Annotated in this window: 14 protein-coding genes; 7 read left to right on the forward strand and 7 right to left on the reverse strand. The window is 55.2% G+C overall.

The genetic code is table 11. The features are described from left to right. Positions 1-12: 12 nt before the first annotated feature. The 7 genes from NH395_RS05005 to NH395_RS05030 all read right to left on the reverse strand — a co-directional run bounded on the left by NH395_RS05005 (position 13) and on the right by NH395_RS05030 (position 6,999). Entirely contained in the window at positions 13-780 is a 768-nt protein-coding gene (locus NH395_RS05005; protein WP_199283829.1) for an ATP-binding cassette domain-containing protein, read from the reverse strand. A 167-nt stretch (positions 781-947) separates the two neighbouring features. Beyond that, complete coding sequence (locus NH395_RS05010) at positions 948-1,745, reverse strand: inositol monophosphatase family protein (RefSeq protein ID WP_253022849.1); 798 nt, start codon at positions 1,743-1,745, stop codon at positions 948-950. A 235-nt stretch (positions 1,746-1,980) separates the two neighbouring features. After that, entirely contained in the window at positions 1,981-2,880 is a 900-nt protein-coding gene (locus NH395_RS05015) for an ABC transporter substrate-binding protein (RefSeq protein ID WP_253022850.1), read from the reverse strand. 85 nt (positions 2,881-2,965) lie between these two features. Beyond that, on the reverse strand, positions 2,966-3,520 hold the full coding sequence (locus tag NH395_RS18445; RefSeq protein WP_366065198.1) for a TonB-dependent receptor: 555 nt from the start codon (positions 3,518-3,520) through the stop codon (positions 2,966-2,968). Between the two features lie 17 nt (positions 3,521-3,537). Then, positions 3,538-5,094, reverse strand: a complete 1,557-nt coding sequence (locus NH395_RS18450; protein ID WP_366065200.1) for a TonB-dependent receptor — start codon at positions 5,092-5,094, stop codon at positions 3,538-3,540. Between the two features lie 176 nt (positions 5,095-5,270). Beyond that, positions 5,271-6,263 (reverse strand): ABC transporter substrate-binding protein, encoded by a 993-nt coding sequence (locus tag NH395_RS05025; RefSeq protein ID WP_253022851.1) that lies wholly within the window; start codon positions 6,261-6,263, stop codon positions 5,271-5,273. A 499-nt stretch (positions 6,264-6,762) separates the two neighbouring features. Continuing rightward, the gene (locus NH395_RS05030) at positions 6,763-6,999 is read right to left on the reverse strand and encodes a hypothetical protein (RefSeq protein ID WP_253022852.1); all 237 of its coding nucleotides are present in this window, start codon (positions 6,997-6,999) and stop codon (positions 6,763-6,765) included. Between the two features lie 386 nt (positions 7,000-7,385). Here NH395_RS05030 and NH395_RS05035 point away from each other — a divergent pair, with 386 nt between their 5' ends. The 7 genes from NH395_RS05035 to NH395_RS05065 all read left to right on the forward strand — a co-directional run bounded on the left by NH395_RS05035 (position 7,386) and on the right by NH395_RS05065 (position 16,576). Continuing rightward, positions 7,386-7,898, forward strand: a complete 513-nt coding sequence (locus NH395_RS05035) for an RNA polymerase factor sigma-70 (protein WP_253022853.1) — start codon at positions 7,386-7,388, stop codon at positions 7,896-7,898. 117 nt (positions 7,899-8,015) lie between these two features. After that, positions 8,016-8,234, forward strand: coding sequence for a DUF4880 domain-containing protein (locus NH395_RS05040; RefSeq protein WP_253022854.1), 219 nt, complete (start codon positions 8,016-8,018; stop codon positions 8,232-8,234). Between the two features lie 227 nt (positions 8,235-8,461). Then, the gene (locus NH395_RS05045; RefSeq protein WP_230446157.1) at positions 8,462-8,707 is read left to right on the forward strand and encodes an MbtH family NRPS accessory protein; all 246 of its coding nucleotides are present in this window, start codon (positions 8,462-8,464) and stop codon (positions 8,705-8,707) included. Continuing rightward, entirely contained in the window at positions 8,697-9,437 is a 741-nt protein-coding gene (locus tag NH395_RS05050) for an alpha/beta fold hydrolase (protein WP_253022856.1), read from the forward strand. The genes NH395_RS05045 and NH395_RS05050 overlap by 11 nt, the downstream gene beginning before the upstream one ends. Then, positions 9,415-10,125, forward strand: a complete 711-nt coding sequence (locus NH395_RS05055; protein ID WP_253022858.1) for a 4'-phosphopantetheinyl transferase superfamily protein — start codon at positions 9,415-9,417, stop codon at positions 10,123-10,125. The genes NH395_RS05050 and NH395_RS05055 overlap by 23 nt, the downstream gene beginning before the upstream one ends. Before the next feature lie 31 nt (positions 10,126-10,156). Next, positions 10,157-11,158 carry a TauD/TfdA family dioxygenase gene (locus NH395_RS05060; RefSeq protein WP_253022860.1) on the forward strand — a complete coding sequence of 334 codons (1,002 nt, stop codon included), beginning with the start codon at positions 10,157-10,159 and terminating at the stop codon, positions 11,156-11,158. A 45-nt stretch (positions 11,159-11,203) separates the two neighbouring features. Further along, positions 11,204-16,576, forward strand: a complete 5,373-nt coding sequence (locus NH395_RS05065) for a non-ribosomal peptide synthetase (RefSeq protein ID WP_253022862.1) — start codon at positions 11,204-11,206, stop codon at positions 16,574-16,576. Positions 16,577-16,578 lie beyond the last annotated feature (2 nt).

A 16,578-nucleotide genomic window follows, 5' to 3' on the forward strand; every position in this document is an offset into this window, starting at 1 on the left:
AAGGCTGGCGCGTCACTGCGCCACGGCGATATTGTGCTCCCCGTTCGGGTGCTTCATGACCTGCATGGGGAGCCCGTAAATCGCTTCCAGGGTGCTGTCGCACATCATGTCATTGGGGGAACCGCAGGCCAGCAGGCGGCCGCTGTGCAGCGCCATCAGCTCATCGCAGTAGCGCGAGGCCATGTTGATATCGTGCAGCACGATAATCACCCCGAGGTTTAGCTCGTCGCACAGTTTGCGAATAAGCGCCAGGACTTCGATCTGGTGGGCGATATCCAGCGCCGCGAGCGGTTCATCCAGCAGCAGAAAACGGCTGCCTTGCGCCAGTAGCATCGCCAGCCAGACCCGCTGGCGTTCGCCGCCAGAGAGTGTATCGACCAGGCGGTCGGCGAAGTCCTCGGTGTGGGTAAGGGCAATGGCGCGATCAATGGCGTCCTTGTCTTTCTGGGTGTGGCGCCCCAGCAGGCCGTGCCAAGGGTAGCGGCCAAAGGCCACCAGCTCGCGCCCGGTAAGACTCTCAGCGCTGGGCAGGTGTTGAGGTAAATACGCGACTTGGCGAGCGAACTCGCGGTTGCCCCAATCACTCAGCGGGCGCTGATCAAAGTAGATCTCTCCCTGGCTGGTGGGCTGCTGCTGGGCCATGAGCTTTATCAAGGTCGACTTGCCCGAGCCATTATGGCCAATCAGGCCGTAAATCTTGCCTTCCTGAAAGCTATGTTCAATGGGCGTTAGAATCGGTTTTCCATTGATTTCGAAGGTGGCCCCTTTGACCTCGAACATGAATCCCTCCTAGCGATGCGTTAATGACCATGGCTCCATTCTAGTGCTAATAGTTCTCATTTTTAACAAAGAAATGGAAAAAAAATCACGCGGGCGTGACTGCGCTCTGCGCAAGCGCGCTATCGGTAGGCAGAAGGAGAGGTGCCGATCAGGCATGGCAATGCGGTTTAGTCGTTTTTCATCAACGTCAAGAGTTGGTCATGCCGCTCGGGGTGGGCCACAAGCAAGCTATTCCATTCGCCGGGATGCGCCTCACCAGCGAGGTCGGTAACGCTGCAGCCTGCTTCTCGGGCAATCACAATGCCCGCGGCGATATCCCAGAACTCGAGCTTGGCACCCTGGGACCAAAAGGCATCAAAACGGCCCAGACTGACGTAGGCAATCTCGAGCGCCGCCGAGCCAGGGCTGCGGATGCCAGCCACTTGAGGCATCAGCACGGTAAGCTGGTTCAGGGCGGTGGCGCAATCGCCTTTGGCATGGTAGGGCAGGCAAGTGCTCACCAGCATTTCGGTCATTGGGCGAGGCGAAGGTGTGGTGAGCTTTCGATCATTGAGAAAAGCCCCCATGCCTTTGGCCGCCCAAAGCATTTCATCAAGCAGCGGTTGATAGACAACGCCCATGACGAGCTCATTCCCTTTGGTGACCGCGATCGACACCGAAAAATGTGGCACGCCGTGCAGGAAGTTATTGGTGCCATCCAGCGGATCAATCACCACGGTATAGTCACTATCGGTACTGGGCGTCAGGCCGCTTTCCTCACCAAGAAAGGCAATATCGGGAAAAGCGCTGCCGATACAATCGATAATGATATTTTCAGCTGTTGTATCGTAGTAAGTCACGAAATCAGACGCACCCTTTTGCTCAAAGGCAATCCGGCCCTTTTGCGAATACCCCTCGCGCAACAAGGTGCCCGCTTCATAAGCAGCTTGCTTGAGCGTTTCGAGTAGGTCATTGCTATCGAGCATCGTTTTTCCCCTGTGCAGAACGGCTGATGCGCCTTGCTGGGCGTATGGTCGCGTCAATATAACTCGCTATCTATGACGCGCCGATGACAGGCGTCAGTCTAGATTTGATCGCTAGACCTATAAGCCTGTTTGCGGTTTCTTCTAAGTGATAACGAGTACCGCCTATTAAACAACCGACGTGGGTTGTGAATTAGATAGAAGCGAATTGAGGCACGTCGAGGTGATAGGAATCTACTTACTCGTCTTTCAGTGCGTCAATAAGAGAATCAGCGAAACGCATGGCCGAGGGAATTGCACCAAAAACCCAGAAGTCGGCATCGAGCAAAGTGGTGTTACCCGCTTGGACACTGGGCAGTTGGCCCCATAGCGCGCTAGCCATGACCTTTTCCTGAGTCGTACGTCTGCTCGGCAGGTGCGAGGTATCCACTACGACGAAGTGAGCCTCCATGTTAAATAGCTCACCGATTCCGATGGTCGAGATTCCCCAGCGACTGGATGGACCATCCCAGGCGTTGCGCAGACCAAGTTGTTCGAGCACGATGCCAGGTAGGCTGTTGCGTCCGTAGACCCTGACGTGTCGCGTATCGAGGAACTGCACTAGCAATAGTGGCTGAGGAAGCGTTTTGGCAGTATCACGGAGACGTTCCATGCGGTCATCCGCATCAGCAATCAACTGGTTCACCGCTCGTGTTTTCTCAGTATGAGCCCCGAGTTCCTCAGTGAAGACGAGCATTTTCTCCCATCCCGATGAGGGGCTTGTGTTATAGGGAGAGAGTGGCGCCACAGGGGCAATGTCCGAAAGATCATCCTTCAGATACGCATACTGTAGGGGAATCAAAATTGTGTCGAGGTCGAGCGTGGAGAGCAACTCCTTATTGGGCTGCGGGTTGGAGCCGATGTCCACGAGGTTCGGCGGGAGCGAATCGTATTCGGTCCAGCTTTGGTAGTTACTGACGCTGCCCATGGCGACCGACAGGTCCTGAATCTCGAAGAGTGTTTCGGCGATGGCGAAGTCGAGGGTTGCGACGGTTCCTGCTTCTCTGACCTGCTGACTCCATACGGGGGAGGCGGTCAAAAAGGTGGCGATGACCAGTGCAAGCCACGAAATGGAACTTATCGGTCGTCCGTCAAGCATGTCAAAGTCTGTGTAATGGTGAGGAGCGGTAGCAGCTCAGAAAGGAAAACCGGTACAGATGTGGCACCTGCACCGGTCTTGGCACTTAGTACTGGTAGCGCATTGTTAGCATGAAGTTACGTGGCTCACCATAGTAGTTGTTGCGAGTCCTAGCTCTGACAGTCTCAAAATACTTCTTGTCTGTCAGGTTTTCTCCGGTCAGGGCGAAATCCAAGTTACGGTTGAGTCGATAGCCAATCAGGCCGGAGATTGTCGTGTATCCGCCTTGCTCCCAACGCGTATCCCCGGCTTCGGCGAAGGTTTCACTTGAATAGTTGAGACCGGCGCCCACTCTCCAGCCTTGATCGGGGTTATCGGAGAAGCGATAGCGCGTCCAGAGCTTAAGGTCATGCTCCGGCGTGTCGGTGGAAAGCGGTCTACCTTCCTGTTCTGGGTCGTTGACGAGTTCTGTCTGAGTATAGGCATAGCCTGCTGAAACATCCCAGCGAGGCATCAAGCGGCCTGTGACCTCAAGTTCGAAGCCTTCACTTTCTGCTTCACCCTCGGCAATTGAGAAGCCTGGATTGTCCAGATCAGTAATGCCGCGGTTTTTGTCGGTGATCTTGAAGGTCGAGGCATGCCAGTTCAAGGCTCCGTTCATGTGCTCCCCCTTCAGCCCTAGCTCAACCTGCTGACCAGTTCGGGGGCTAGGAAGTCGCCGTTCACCTCCTGCGAGCTTTGCGGCTGGAAAATTTCGGTGTAGCTAGCATAAGTCGAGACCTGATCATTGATATCATAAATCAAGCCGACATAAGGAGTGAACTCACTATCGATTTCGAAGTTGTTAGTTGAATCCAGTTGGTCCTCTGATTCCCACCAGCTTACTTGGCCGCCTGCAATGAAAGTGGTGTCAGCAAGAACCGATAGCCTGAGCTGGCTATAGAGACTGGTTTCCTGTGTCTCAAGATCCCGAGTCTGGTTGACATCGAAAGTGGGTTTCGGCGTTTCAGGATTGGGATTGGCCAAGTTGCGTTGAATGAACTGAGGGTCGCCGGAACCGAACAAGGTCTCTTCCTCAGTGATCCTATGGCTTGCGCCGACCATCCAGTTGTGTGTTTGACCCGCTAGCTCGAAGGGTGTTGAAAGCGTGGCATCGACGAACCTATCTTGACGGGGGTTGACGATGCGCCATTGCCAGATGTTGATATCGTCCGTGTTTGAGGTAGGGATGCTGACGCCAGCAGTGCTTTGCTGTGTATCGGTTTCTCGGTCAATATGGTTGGCGATAATACGAAAATTGCCGCCGTTATCAAGCTCATGCTCCAGTTCGGCGAAATAGCGCTCGATGCTTTCATCCTTCACGTCCCAAAGCGAGCCGTGATAGGTGGACCGATCAATGTCCAGTAACTGCCCATTGGCGAGCTGCGGGAGGCCATAATTGGGCCTGGATTCGCCTGATTGATCCATGAGACCGACAGATATGGTGGTGCTCGGAGTGACGTCGTATTCTAACGTGCCATACCGTGTGGTGTTTTCGGTATAGACATGGTCGATGAAATGGTTCCGATCATCATGTACGCCGACAAAGCGGCCACGAAGTCGGCCAGATTCATCCAGCGCTCCCGTGACATCGACTTCACCGCGATAGGCGTCGTGAGAGCCATACGATAGCGCCGTCTGAAAGCCGAACTCTTCCTGGGCGCGTTTGCGCGCCAGATTGACGGTACCACTGGGCTCGCCTGAGCCCTGAATGAGCCCGGCTGGCCCTCGTAAGACTTCCACACGGTCCAGTACCGCAGTATCGAACATGGTGTCGGTTACGCCGATTGCGCTGTCGATGGGGGTGCCGTCGAGCAGCATAGTGTCAATTTCGTAGCCGCGCGAGAGGTAGACCGATGCCGTGGGGCCGAAGTCTCGTTTGGTGATGCCTGTGGTGCGTGTCAGGACGTCATCCAGCGTCGTCATGTTCTGGTCATTCATGCGCTCTCGGGTGATGACGCTGACAGATTGAGGTGTCTCTTTGAGGGACAGTCCTTGCTTACCTATAGTCACCCTGTTTGACGTGTAAGACCCTGTATCTTCGGTAGTAGGCTCAGAGATTGCTTCGCCTACTACCCTGACAACGGGCAAATCAGATGAATCTTGGTCTGCTTCCTGAGCAAACGCCGAAGAGCTGCAAGCAGCCAAAGCAATAGCTGCCGACAGCCACCGCTTGCGGAAAAGAGGTTGGCTCACGAATGTTCTCCTTGCATTAAATTTGTATCGATTTTATGCAAATACTAATTGTTATTATTTGTATTATGAATAGTTTTTATGTCATGTCAACGCTATGTAGGCAATGGGAAAGGCAGGAGATAAAAGACAAAAGTTCATGCAAGAGAGGCGATGATTGTTAGCAGGCAGAGCCAGGATCACTGACTAGTATTGGCAGAAGCATTGCCGCTTTCAGTCAGGCGGCTAACAAGATTGTCGGCAAAACGCCGGGCGGCAGGTAAACCTCCCCAGGACCAATAATTGACGGGGATAATCGTATAGCGTCCCTGTTTCACGGCTGGCAAATGTCGCCACTGGCCATCCGAGAGGAGTTGTCTCACACCGCCGTCCGGACCATAGGGGCTATCCAGAAACACCAATTTGGCATCAATATCAAACAGAGATGTCGCGCCGACGGTGGTCATTCCCCATCGGCCTAGGTCCTCCTGCCAAGCGTTATCCAGGCCAAGGCGGTTTAACATCATGCCTTCAACGCTTCCTTCGCCGTACACGCGGGCATGGCGCTCATCCATCAGGCGTACCACTAATAAAGGCGAATCGATATCCGTAAGCGCTTGCTTGAGAGATGTGAAGTGGCGGCTGGCTTGTTCGATATAGTGTTCTACCGCGTCAGGATCTTCCACCAAGTCGCCAAGCTGACGCGTCAGTTCCTCGATTGTTTCCCAGTCGTTATGGTTGCCATTGCTATCGGCATACCTATAAAGCCGGTACTCCTTAACCTCCGCAATTTTTCTGAGCCTGGGGAGTAAACTGACATGAGCAGGCGGTGAGATCAGAATATGTTGTGGTGGGTCACTTGCAAGCAACTCAAGGTTGGGAAGGTGGCGGTAGCCGAGGTTGGTTGCATGGGGTAGAACCCCCTCTTGCCGTGAATATGTTTCGTATCCTTCAAGGCCCGACAGAAACTTAGGTGGATGACCTATTGCATTGAGGGTCTCCGCGATGGCGAAATCAAACGTTGCCAATGGCGCTACGCTGTTTTTCTCGCTGGCCATTGATGCGTTGCCCATTAAGAAACTGATGAGCAACGCAATCAATAAGGCCATGCTTTTATGACGTACAGAGCGATCTAACGTCTTTTTTTGATATGCCAAAATCATGCCTGTGTTTTGCGGATAAAAAAGCGCCATCGTCACTACGGATAGAGCGTATACCAACACCCAGTTTCAGCCTGGGTAGACCGACATCACTGAGGCGATAGTCACCCCATGGCGAGAGCTGGTTTAAGTGGCTTGTGTAGGCATAGGCTGCGACTAGATTGACGTTGAGGATGACGTTTGCCTTATTCGGCATCCCAGGAACGCGAGCCTCCGCTTGCAAGAAGTGAGGTGATTCACGAATAATCTCCAAACATTAACATGTCTTTTTATACGAATATTAATTATTTTTGTTTGTATTATGGATAGTATCAAGGCGAAGTCAATATCGCGTGAGCCTGGAGAAGAAAGGCTATGCCGCGGAGACTTCTTGTTTATTGGGTGATAAGAGGGGAGAACGTTGGCGTCGTCGTCCTATCCATTAAAAAACCCCGCATATGAAAGCGGGGCGAAAGCGCACTGGCATTGAATTCCTCGCGGTCGATATCCAGACCACAATCCAGGATGACGGTATCGCGGATGGCCGATGAAATCAGCGTCTTGAGCCCGGTGAGGGGGTGTTCTGCTTGGAGGTGGTGAAGTAATAGTTGCCATCATCATCCGGGTAGGGGAATGGATGGGAGCTTGATTCCTCTTCACGATGATAGGCTTGAAGGTACAGGTTCTGCCCAAAGAAATCCGCATGATGGTAGTTGGCGTTGAGCATGCGGCGGTCGGTTTTCGGCTCCCGGTCGGCCGAGAAACCATCACGGATTTCAGTCTCTCTCAAGTTGGGCGTCGATGAGGCCAGATTGGGAAAATAAACCCCTTTATCGTCTTCATAGCCGGATTCATACAGCTGGGCCTTGAGATCCAGCGTCTGGTTTTCGGTTAGTTGGAAGCTCAGGTTACCGAGAATATCGAGGGAGCGGTTACCCTGAAAATCAGGGAAGATGTCATCTGTGGGTAGGCATCGCTGTTGAGCATTTCATAGAGATGGTGGTTGGGGGCTACTGGCGATTCTCAAAGCGGTGGCGTCTATGTGCCGCTGGATAACATCAAGCATATCCTTATCAAAAGTGGGTTGGCGCTCACCGATTGACTTACTGTCATTTAACGCAAATAATAACTATTGCTATTTATTCCGTGGTGTTAATCAAGGCAGGAGGCCAAACCGTGGATACCCAGTCGTGGAATGCTGAGTTAGAGGATATCTTCGTTAATCAGCGACCCCGGCTCTGCTGTGTCGCCGCAAAAGTATTGGGCAATACTGATCAAGCCGATGATGTTGTACAGGATGCCTATCTTAAAATTTCAGAAGCAACCACCCTTTTTGAGGTAAAGCAGCCCATATCCTACGTGTCACGGGTGGTGCGTAACCTCGCCATTGACCGCTGTCGCCGTTCCGCTTTTGAGTCTGCATTGTTTGCAAAAGAAGAGGAGGGAGATAACACCTCTTGCGCTTCGCATTCGCCTGAGGTGATTGCCATTGATCGCCAGGCCTTGGCCCAGGTGGTTGAAGCGTTGGATGAGCTACCTGAGCGGACCCGCCGCGCCTTTGAACTCTACCGTTCGGGAAGCCATACCCAGCGGGAAGTGGCCCAGCAATTAGAGGTTTCCACCACGTCGGTTAATTTTATGATCCGCGATGCGCTGACTCATTGCCGTCGGTCGTTACAAAGGCGGTAAGCCTACTTTTGTGTGCCTCCTTTGTTGTCGCTTTGTTACACTGTTTTTAGGTGGTTATAGCGTCGAAAGCCCAGACGCTTCCCCAGGCAGGTATTGAGCAGGCAGTAGGCGCGAGGTTTGACAGTAACGATGGATAATGGAAGCGGCGACGATGCCGTTTGGCAAACTGCTATTGATTGGCTGATGCGAGAGCATGAAGAGACGTTGAGCGACGCTGATCGCGAAGCGCTGAATGCATGGTTGGCAGACTCTTCCCAGCATCGCCGAGTATTTCATGAAGCAGAACAGCTTTGGCTGCTCACGGGGATGATTCCGCGCAGTGATGAGCGCAACTGATAACTCGCTGCTTTTTAACCACTCCGTTTTTTTGTGCCCCTGGTTTTCCTCCTTGATGGTTTGACGCCTTCCATGTTTTTAAGCGCTAGAGCCGTTTAGCCCTCGCCCGCATTCTTTCTATTTTTTCCTTCCCGACATTAAATTTTCTGGTTCCTCACACGTCATTAATTAATGAGAAGCAATTGCGTTTTATTTCTCATTCCTTAGGCAACGGTGAGGTTCTACCCATGACAAGCTGTTTTGATCGTGAAGATGCTGTCTTCCGCGTATTAGTCAACCACGAAGAGCAGTACTCCCTCTGGCCGGAATGGAAAGCGATTCCTGCTGGCTGGACGGATACCGGTGTGCTCGGCGATAAGCCAACCTGCCTCGACTACGTCGAAAAGACCTGGACCGATATGCGACCACTGTCACTGCGCCAGTGGATGGATGAGCAAGCCAGTGCCGAGGCGGAGCAGGTGAATGCCGGTTAAACGTTTAAGGCTGCTCTGCCTGCCCTGCGCCGGGGCCAGCGCCACCATGTATCTGCGCTGGAAGCGCCAGTTGCCCGCCTGGGTCGAGGTGTATCCCGTCGAATTGCCTGGTCGTGGCGAGCGCCTGGGTGAGCCGCTTATCGACGACTTCGAGACCCAGGTGGTGCGGCTGTGCGAAGAGCAGGCAACACGGATGCGCGGTGATTTTGCCCTGTTCGGCCACAGCATGGGGGCGCTGCTGGCCTACGGCATGGCGGCACGCTTGCGCGATGTGGGGCGCCCTCAGCCACGGATGCTATTCGCCTCAGGCAGTGCAGCGCCCTCAATGCGCGACCCAGAACGCTTGGCGGGGCTTGATAACGATAAGGCCTTAATCGCGGATCTGCGTCAACAGGGCGGCACTCCTGAGGAAGTTTTCGAAAGCCCTGAACTGCTGCGCCTTACCCTGGACGTGTTAGCAGCGGACTATCGCCTCTGCCGCAGTTTCCGCTATCGCGGCGGGTCGCCGCTTGCTTACCCCCTACAGGTACTCGCTGGGCGTGAAGACGATATCGAGGAAGAGCGTCTGGAAGCGTGGCGGCGAGAAGCGGGTGGGGCGTTCTCTTTAAACTGGTTCGAAGGCGGCCACTTCTTTATTCGCCAGCAGCAAGCGCAAGTGCTGGAGACCATAGAACGTGCGCTGACCCGGAGGCTTGAGGAGGTGCCCCATGCAGCGCCTGCGGTTAGCTGAAGGGGTGCCAGAGGGACTTGAGGTTTGGTGCCTGGCGCTCGACCTGAATGCCCCGGTGGCCGACGACGATGATCGACTGCTGAGCCGAGCCGAGTGGCAGCGTGCCCAGCAGTTTCGCCATCGCGCCGATGCCATCCGGGCCATGGCAACACGCGCTGCCCTGCGGCGTCTGCTATCTGAGTACACCGGTATAGCGCCAGAAAAGCTGGTGTTTACTCAGAACGCCTACGGCAAACCCGAGCTGGAAAACGCTGAGGGGCCTGCTTTCAATGTTTCCCACTCTGGTGATGTCGCCCTGATCGCGCTCGCTCCCGGCGGCGCGGTGGGGGTCGATATTGAGCGTCGCCGACCCGAGGACGAACTGGCGCCGTTGCATGGGTTGGTTCTATCGCCTAGCGAGCAGCGTGATCACATTAGCGGCGCCAATCTACCCTTTATGGAGCGCTGGGTGGTCAAAGAGGCGGTGCTCAAAACCCTGGGCCTTGGAATTACCGATCATCTGCAGTCGCTCTCTATTACGTCCTCTTCAGGGCCGAACACCTATCACCTTGAGCACTCGCTTCCCGTGTCATCACCTCTGCAGGCATGGCCGCTGCCAGCGCCGAGTGGCTATGCCGCTGCCCTGGGTTATATCGACACAAGCTATCTCGACTCGGGCTATAGCGATCAAGGCTATGCCCAAGGTTAACGCTACTCAATGACTTTTTAGGAGATCAATAATGGACAGCCAAAGCGCAACACTAACGCACCCAACCAACGCCATATCCCAACGTCAGGGGCCAGCTGATTCGGAGCTGCCCATTTTGATTTCCCCCGCCTACCCAGGGCAGCCGCTGCTGGAAGCCTTTGGTGATTTGCGTGCGGATATTGAGTCACTAGTGACCAAAGTGGGCGGCGTGCTACTGAGAGGCTTTGACGTTCCCGCCGTTGATGATTTTCAACAGTTTGCCGCCGCCTTTGGCCATCCACTGCTGAGCTACGAGTTCGCCTCGACGCCACGCTCAGCGGTGTCCTCGGGCATTTATACCTCCACCGAATACCCCGCCCATCAACATATTCCCCTGCACAACGAGCAGGCCTATACCCGTGAGTGGCCGATGAAAATCTGGTTCCACTGTGTCACCGCGTCACCCGAGGGGGGAGAGACGCCGATAGCCGATAGCCGTGCCATTTACCGCCGTATGCCGACAGAGATTCGTGAGCGCTTCGAACCCGGCATTCTCTACGTGCGCAACTACGGCGATTTCGATATGCCTTGGCAACAGGTGTTTAACACTGAAGACCGCGCCGAAGTGGAGGCATTCTGCCAGCGCGCGGGGATTCGCTGCGAATGGAAACCCGACGGCGACCTGCGTACCACCCAGCTATGCCAAGGCATAGAGACTCACCCGGTCACCGGTGAGCCGGTGTGGTTCAACCAGGGCCACCTTTTCCATGTCTCCAACCTGCAGCCAGAAGTACGTGAATCGCTGGAAGAGATGCTCGACCCCGAAGACATGCCGCGCAACGTCTTCTTTGCCGATGGCAGCCCCATTGACGATGCCATTTTCGATGAGATCCGCGGCGTAATGGCCGAGGAAACGGTGATGTTCCCCTGGCAGGCGGGCGATGTGCTGATGCTCGACAACATGTTGGTCGCCCACGCACGAACGCCGTTTAAAGGGCCGCGCAAAGTCGTTGTCGCCATGGCGGAAGGTCACGGCAACCTCTCCAACGACTGAACGCAAGACTTTACCCCACGGCCAGGAACTCCAGCAGGTACGTATATGAATATTAGGCACGCTCAGACAGTGAACAGCCGCCCGTCCCATAACGATGCTAGTCGCAATGACGCTTTTAGAAGCTATGTTGAGCATTTAAGTCGCCTGGCCCGGGAAAGGCCCAACGACAGGGCGCTGACTGTGGTGAATGCTCAGGGTGAAACCACGCTTGACTACGCCACCCTGGAGCGACGTTCACGTGCCCTGGCCAGCGAGCTACAACAACGGTTCCCTGTGGGCGAGCGTGCCTTGATCCTGCTGGATAACGATGAACACTACGTGGTGGCGTTCTTTGCCTGTCTGTACGCCGGGGTGATTGCTGTGCCGGTCTTCCCACCGGAGTCGGCCAAGCAGCAGCACCTGGCACGTCTGTTTGCCATCGCCGATGATTCTCAGGCTGCCTGTGTGCTCACTTCTTCGACGATTATTGAGCTGGTTGCTTCAGCGGGAAAGGACTTCGGTAGCGCTGAATTGATCCCCGTAGATGCAGTAAACGAGGCCCTCGCTGACCATTGGGTCGAGCATCGCCCTAAGCGCGGTGATATCGCCTTTTTGCAATATACCTCAGGCTCCACGGCCACGCCCAAAGGCGTTATGGTCAGCCATGGCAACCTAATGGCCAATGAGCGCGCTATCGAGACAGGTTTCTCGATTGGTGCTGATGATGTCTTCGTTAGTTGGCTACCGCTTTACCACGACATGGGGCTGATCGGTGGCCTGCTGCAGCCCCTCTATCGCGGTATTCCTGCTGTATTGATGAGCCCCACCTTCTTTTTGCAGCGGCCGGTACGTTGGCTGGAAGCGATTTCCCGCCACCGGGGCACCATTAGCGGTGGCCCCGATTTCGCCTATCGGCTGTGCCTTGATCGTATTCGCGACGAACAGATTGAGACGCTCGATTTATCCAGCTGGCGGGTCGCGTTCTCAGGCGCCGAGCCGGTACGCCACGCAACCCTCACTGGCTTTATTGAACGCTTCTGCCCGGCGGGCTTCTCTGCTGATACCGCAGCCCCTTGCTATGGTCTAGCTGAAGCCACGCTGCTGGTTAGCTGTAATCCGCGAAGTACGGGCGTGGTGAGCACGACTTTTTCGCAACAGTCGCTGGCCGAGGGGAAGGCCGCCTCAGCGGTGGAAGGCAATACACTGGTGGACTGCGGCACCCCGGAGCCAGGCCACACAATCGATATTGTCGATCCCGATGGGCTTCACTCGCTGCCCGAAGGCGACGTCGGCGAGATCTGGGTCCAAGGGCCCAGCGTGGCACAGGGGTATTGGCACAACCCTGAAGCCACGGCCAAAACCTTTGTTACCCGTGATGGGGTCAGTTGGCAGCATGCCGGTGCTGGTGATAGCGACGCTCACGATACCTATGCACAAGGCAACGACGCCCGCTGGCTACGCACCGGCGATTTAGGCTTTTTACACCAAGGGCAGTTGTATATCGCCGGGCGTATTAAAGACCTGATCATTCTGCGCGGCAATAACGTCTACCCCCAGGATATCGAGAGCGCTATCGAGGCTGAAGTGGAAGCCGTGCGCAAAGGGCGCGTGGCGGCCTTTGCCGTGACCACGCCTGAAGGCGCTGAAGGAATCGGCGTTGCGGCAGAAGTCTCCCGCGGCATGCAGAAGCTGGTACCCGCCGAGAAGTTGATCGAGGCACTCAGTGAGGCGGTAGGGTCCGCCTGCCATGAGCCGCTCTCTGTCGCGCTGCTACTCAACCCCGGTGGCCTGCCCAAGACCTCCAGCGGCAAGCTACAGCGCAGTGCCTGCCGCCAAGGCTGGGAAGCGGGCAGCCTGGATGTCTACGCCATTCACGCCTTCGGGCATTTTGTCAGCGGCGGCGACGATAAGGACGCTGCTTCTGGAGAATCATCGCAATCTAGTGCGGAACCAGGGAGTGAAACGGAGCAGACGTTAGCGACGCTCTGGCGCCAAGTGCTGGGAGACAGCAATGAAACGCCACTGGGGAGCAATGCCCACTTCTTCGCCAGCGGGGGTAATTCTCTGGCGGCAGTGCAGTTGGCGTCACGCATTAGCGATCATTGGGCGATTGATTTTTCAGCTAAGTCAGTGTTCGAACACTCCTCACTGGGCGCTATGGCAAATCAAGTCGAGCGTATCAGCAGTGACCATGCCAATTCGGGGCGATCGCCGATCCCAATATTGTCATCTACACAGCGTTCCGAGCCATTGCCTCTCTCTCCTGACCAGCAACGCCTATGGTTTTTATGGCAACTGGAGCCTGAGAGCACTGCTTACCATATCGGTGGCATTCTGCGTTTATCAGGCCAATTGGACACGGCAGCAATGCGTGATGCCTTTGGCGGTTTGGTGGCCCGGCATGAGTCGTTGCGTACTCTGTTTTACGTTGATAAGGACGGGGTTCCCAAGCAGTTAATTAGACCTGACGCTTCCTTTGACCTGGAAGTCGTCGATTTTCGTGGCATGCCTGCTGAGGAGGCTCGGCAGCGTGAGGATGACACGATACGGCGGATAAATGATGAGCCGTTCGATCTCTCAACAGGCCCGCTGTTGCGAGCCGCGTTGCTGCGTGTGAGCGACGATGCCTATGCTTTGGTCGTTGTCATGCATCACATTATCTCCGATGGCGTATCGATGCAGATCATGCTCGATGAGCTGGCGACTTCTTACCGTGCCTATATTCGTAGTGAGCCTGCTCAGTTGCCTGAGTTGAGTGTCCAATACGCTGACTATGCAAGTTGGCAGCGTGACTGGCTGGCCGCCGGTGAGGGAGAGCGACAGCTTGCTTATTGGCAACAACAGCTTGGTAGCGAGCACCCTGTGTTGGACTTGCCAACCGACCATCCCCGGCAGGCGTCAACGGCCAAGCGTGCCGGTCAGCATGAGTTTTCTCTTCCCAACGAGCTCCAAGTGGGCCTGCGCCGATTCGCCGAGAGCCAGAATACAAGCCTTTTCACTGTGCTCTTGGCAGCCTTTCAAGGACTGTTGCACCGGTATAGCGGGCAGCAAGATATCCGCGTGGGAGTGCCGGTAGCTAATCGGCAGCGTCAGGAAATAGAGAGGGTAATCGGGTTCTTTGTTAATACCTTGGTATTGCGCAATAACATCGATAGTCGCCACTCATTTGAAACGGTACTGACACAGTGTCAAGACGCTGTTATCGGTGCCCTGGCGCACTCAAACTTACCTTTTGAGCAGCTTGTTGAAGCGCTACAGCCCGCACGTAATTCGATTCATAACCCACTTGTCCAAGTCATGTTCAACTATCGGCAAGAGGATCTCTCTGGGTTTCAGACATTGCCCGATTTGACACTGACTGAGTCAGGGTTTCTACACCAGGATGCTCAGTTCGATTTAACGCTAGAGGTGCGGGAGTCCCCTGACGGAGAGCTGAAATTTAGCATGGTTTATGCGTCGGGGCTGTTCGAGCCTGAGACCATTCGGCGCCTTGCGGGATATTTTGAGACATTACTGCAAAGGTTGCTGATGTCACCAGGGCAGGCACTGGGTGATATCGAGTTGCTTGAAAATTCCGAGCGACAGCAACTTATTCAATGGGGAGTAAACACTCAAGGATACTCCGATGCTGTGCCAGTTCATCATTTGATTGAGCAACAAGCGGCGACAACCCCTGAAGCCACGGCGCTCGTATTTGCTGATAAGTCATTCAGCTACGCTGAGCTTAATACCTACGCCAATCAACTAGCGCACTATCTAATCGGCCTGGGAGTGAGTCCCGAAACCCGAGTGGGCATCGCCATGGAACGCTCCATCGAGATGGTGGTGGGGCTATTGGGTATTCTCAAGGCGGGCGGCGCCTATGTGCCGCTGGATCCAGAGTATCCCATGGAGCGGCTGGCGTTCATCGCCGACGATAGCGGCATTGAGCTGCTGCTGACTCAGCACCATTTACGCGAATCATTGCCGGTAGCGGATGGTCTCAGCGTTGTTGAGTTGGATCGGCTGGACGTTGCACATCGCGGCTCTACCGATCCGGCGGTGGCGCTGCACGGCGAGCACCTCGCCTACGTGATTTACACTTCGGGCTCCACCGGGCGGCCTAAGGGCGCTGCCATCCGCCATGATGCCTTGACCAATTGCATGGTCTGGATGCAAGAGACCTACCAGCTCACCGATGCGGATGCCGTATTGCATAAGGCGCCATTCGGGTTCGACGTCTCGGTTTGGGAGATTTTCTGGCCGCTGAGTGTCGGGGCACGTTTGGTGATCGCCCAACCGGGCGACCATCGTGATCCAGAGCGCATCATTGAGTTGATCCAGCGGCATGGCGTTACCACGCTCAACTTTGTGCCTTCAATGCTCAAGGCCTTCCTAGCCTATCCCGATGTTAAGGCCAAGACGCGGCTCAAGCATATTATGTGCGGTGGCGAGGCCGTTCCAGCCACGCTGCAGCAAGATGTGGCTGAGTGCCTTGATGGTGCCAACCTGCATGATCTCTATGGCCCCACCGAAGCCACCATTCATGTCACTCACTGGTGGTGCCGTGATGACGTCCACCGCCAGATCCCCATTGGGCGACCCATTAGCGGTACCCGTACCTACGTCTTGGATGGCGAACTCAACCTGGTACCACAGGGCGTCGCTGGAGAGTTGTACCTGGGCGGGGTAAGCCTGGCCCGTGGCTATCTCAATCGCAGTGATCTCACAGCGGAGCGTTTTGTCGCCGATCCGTTTACGGAGGGCGAGCGCCTCTACCGCACCGGCGATCTGGTGCGCTGGCGTGATGATGGTCAGCTCGAATACCTGGGCCGCCTTGATCATCAAGTAAAAATCCGTGGCTTGCGGATCGAGCTAGGTGAGATCGAAGCCGAGCTATTAGCTCAGCCGGAAGTTCGCGAAGCGGTGGTGGTCGCCCAAGAAGGCCCCGGTGGTTCTAGGTTAGTCGCTTATGTGGTGCCCCAAAACGATAGTGAACTCTACACCAGTTTACTGAGTGAAATGCTGGGGCAACGACTGCCGGACTATATGGTGCCGGGCGTCGTTGTCACGCTCGAGGCACTGCCGCTGAATGCTAATGGCAAGGTGGATCGCAAGGCATTGCCCGAGCCGGACTTGGCCAGTAACTCGCAGTACGAGCCGCCCCAGGGCGAAGTGGAAGAAGCGCTGGCGGACATCTGGTCAGAGGTAATTGGCGTCGAACGTGTGGGCCGATACGACAACTTCTTCGAGTTGGGAGGCCACTCGCTTTTAGCAACTCAGATATCGGCTCGTTTCACGCAGCGCTTTGGTGAAGCGTTGCCAGTAAGACTTATTTTTGAACATCCAATGCTGACGAAACTGGCAACACAAGTCGCATTAAAACAGGTGAATGCCGAGGGTGATCGCACGAAGCGGCTCTCCACTATGGATCAACTGCTCAACGAATTGGAAGGGTGAAG

Source organism: Halomonas sp. Mc5H-6 (genome assembly GCF_024124705.1).
GTDB classification, from domain to species: Bacteria; Pseudomonadota; Gammaproteobacteria; order Pseudomonadales; family Halomonadaceae; genus Vreelandella; species Vreelandella subterranea.

Excerpts from the sequence above, each read along its gene's own strand:
- NH395_RS05005 (WP_199283829.1), bottom strand. The coding sequence starts at position 780 with ATGTTCGAGGTCAAAGGGGCCACCTTCGAAATCAATGGAAAACCGATT.
- NH395_RS05010 (WP_253022849.1), bottom strand. The coding sequence starts at position 1,745 with ATGCTCGATAGCAATGACCTACTCGAAACGCTCAAGCAAGCTGCTTAT.
- NH395_RS05015 (WP_253022850.1), bottom strand. The coding sequence starts at position 2,880 with ATGCTTGACGGACGACCGATAAGTTCCATTTCGTGGCTTGCACTGGTC.
- NH395_RS18445 (WP_366065198.1), bottom strand. The coding sequence starts at position 3,520 with ATGAACGGAGCCTTGAACTGGCATGCCTCGACCTTCAAGATCACCGAC.
- NH395_RS05025 (WP_253022851.1), bottom strand. The coding sequence starts at position 6,263 with ATGGCGCTTTTTTATCCGCAAAACACAGGCATGATTTTGGCATATCAA.
- NH395_RS05045 (WP_230446157.1), top strand. The coding sequence starts at position 8,462 with ATGACAAGCTGTTTTGATCGTGAAGATGCTGTCTTCCGCGTATTAGTC.
- NH395_RS05050 (WP_253022856.1), top strand. The coding sequence starts at position 8,697 with ATGCCGGTTAAACGTTTAAGGCTGCTCTGCCTGCCCTGCGCCGGGGCC.
- NH395_RS05055 (WP_253022858.1), top strand. The coding sequence starts at position 9,415 with ATGCAGCGCCTGCGGTTAGCTGAAGGGGTGCCAGAGGGACTTGAGGTT.
- NH395_RS05060 (WP_253022860.1), top strand. The coding sequence starts at position 10,157 with ATGGACAGCCAAAGCGCAACACTAACGCACCCAACCAACGCCATATCC.
- NH395_RS05065 (WP_253022862.1), top strand. The coding sequence starts at position 11,204 with ATGAATATTAGGCACGCTCAGACAGTGAACAGCCGCCCGTCCCATAAC.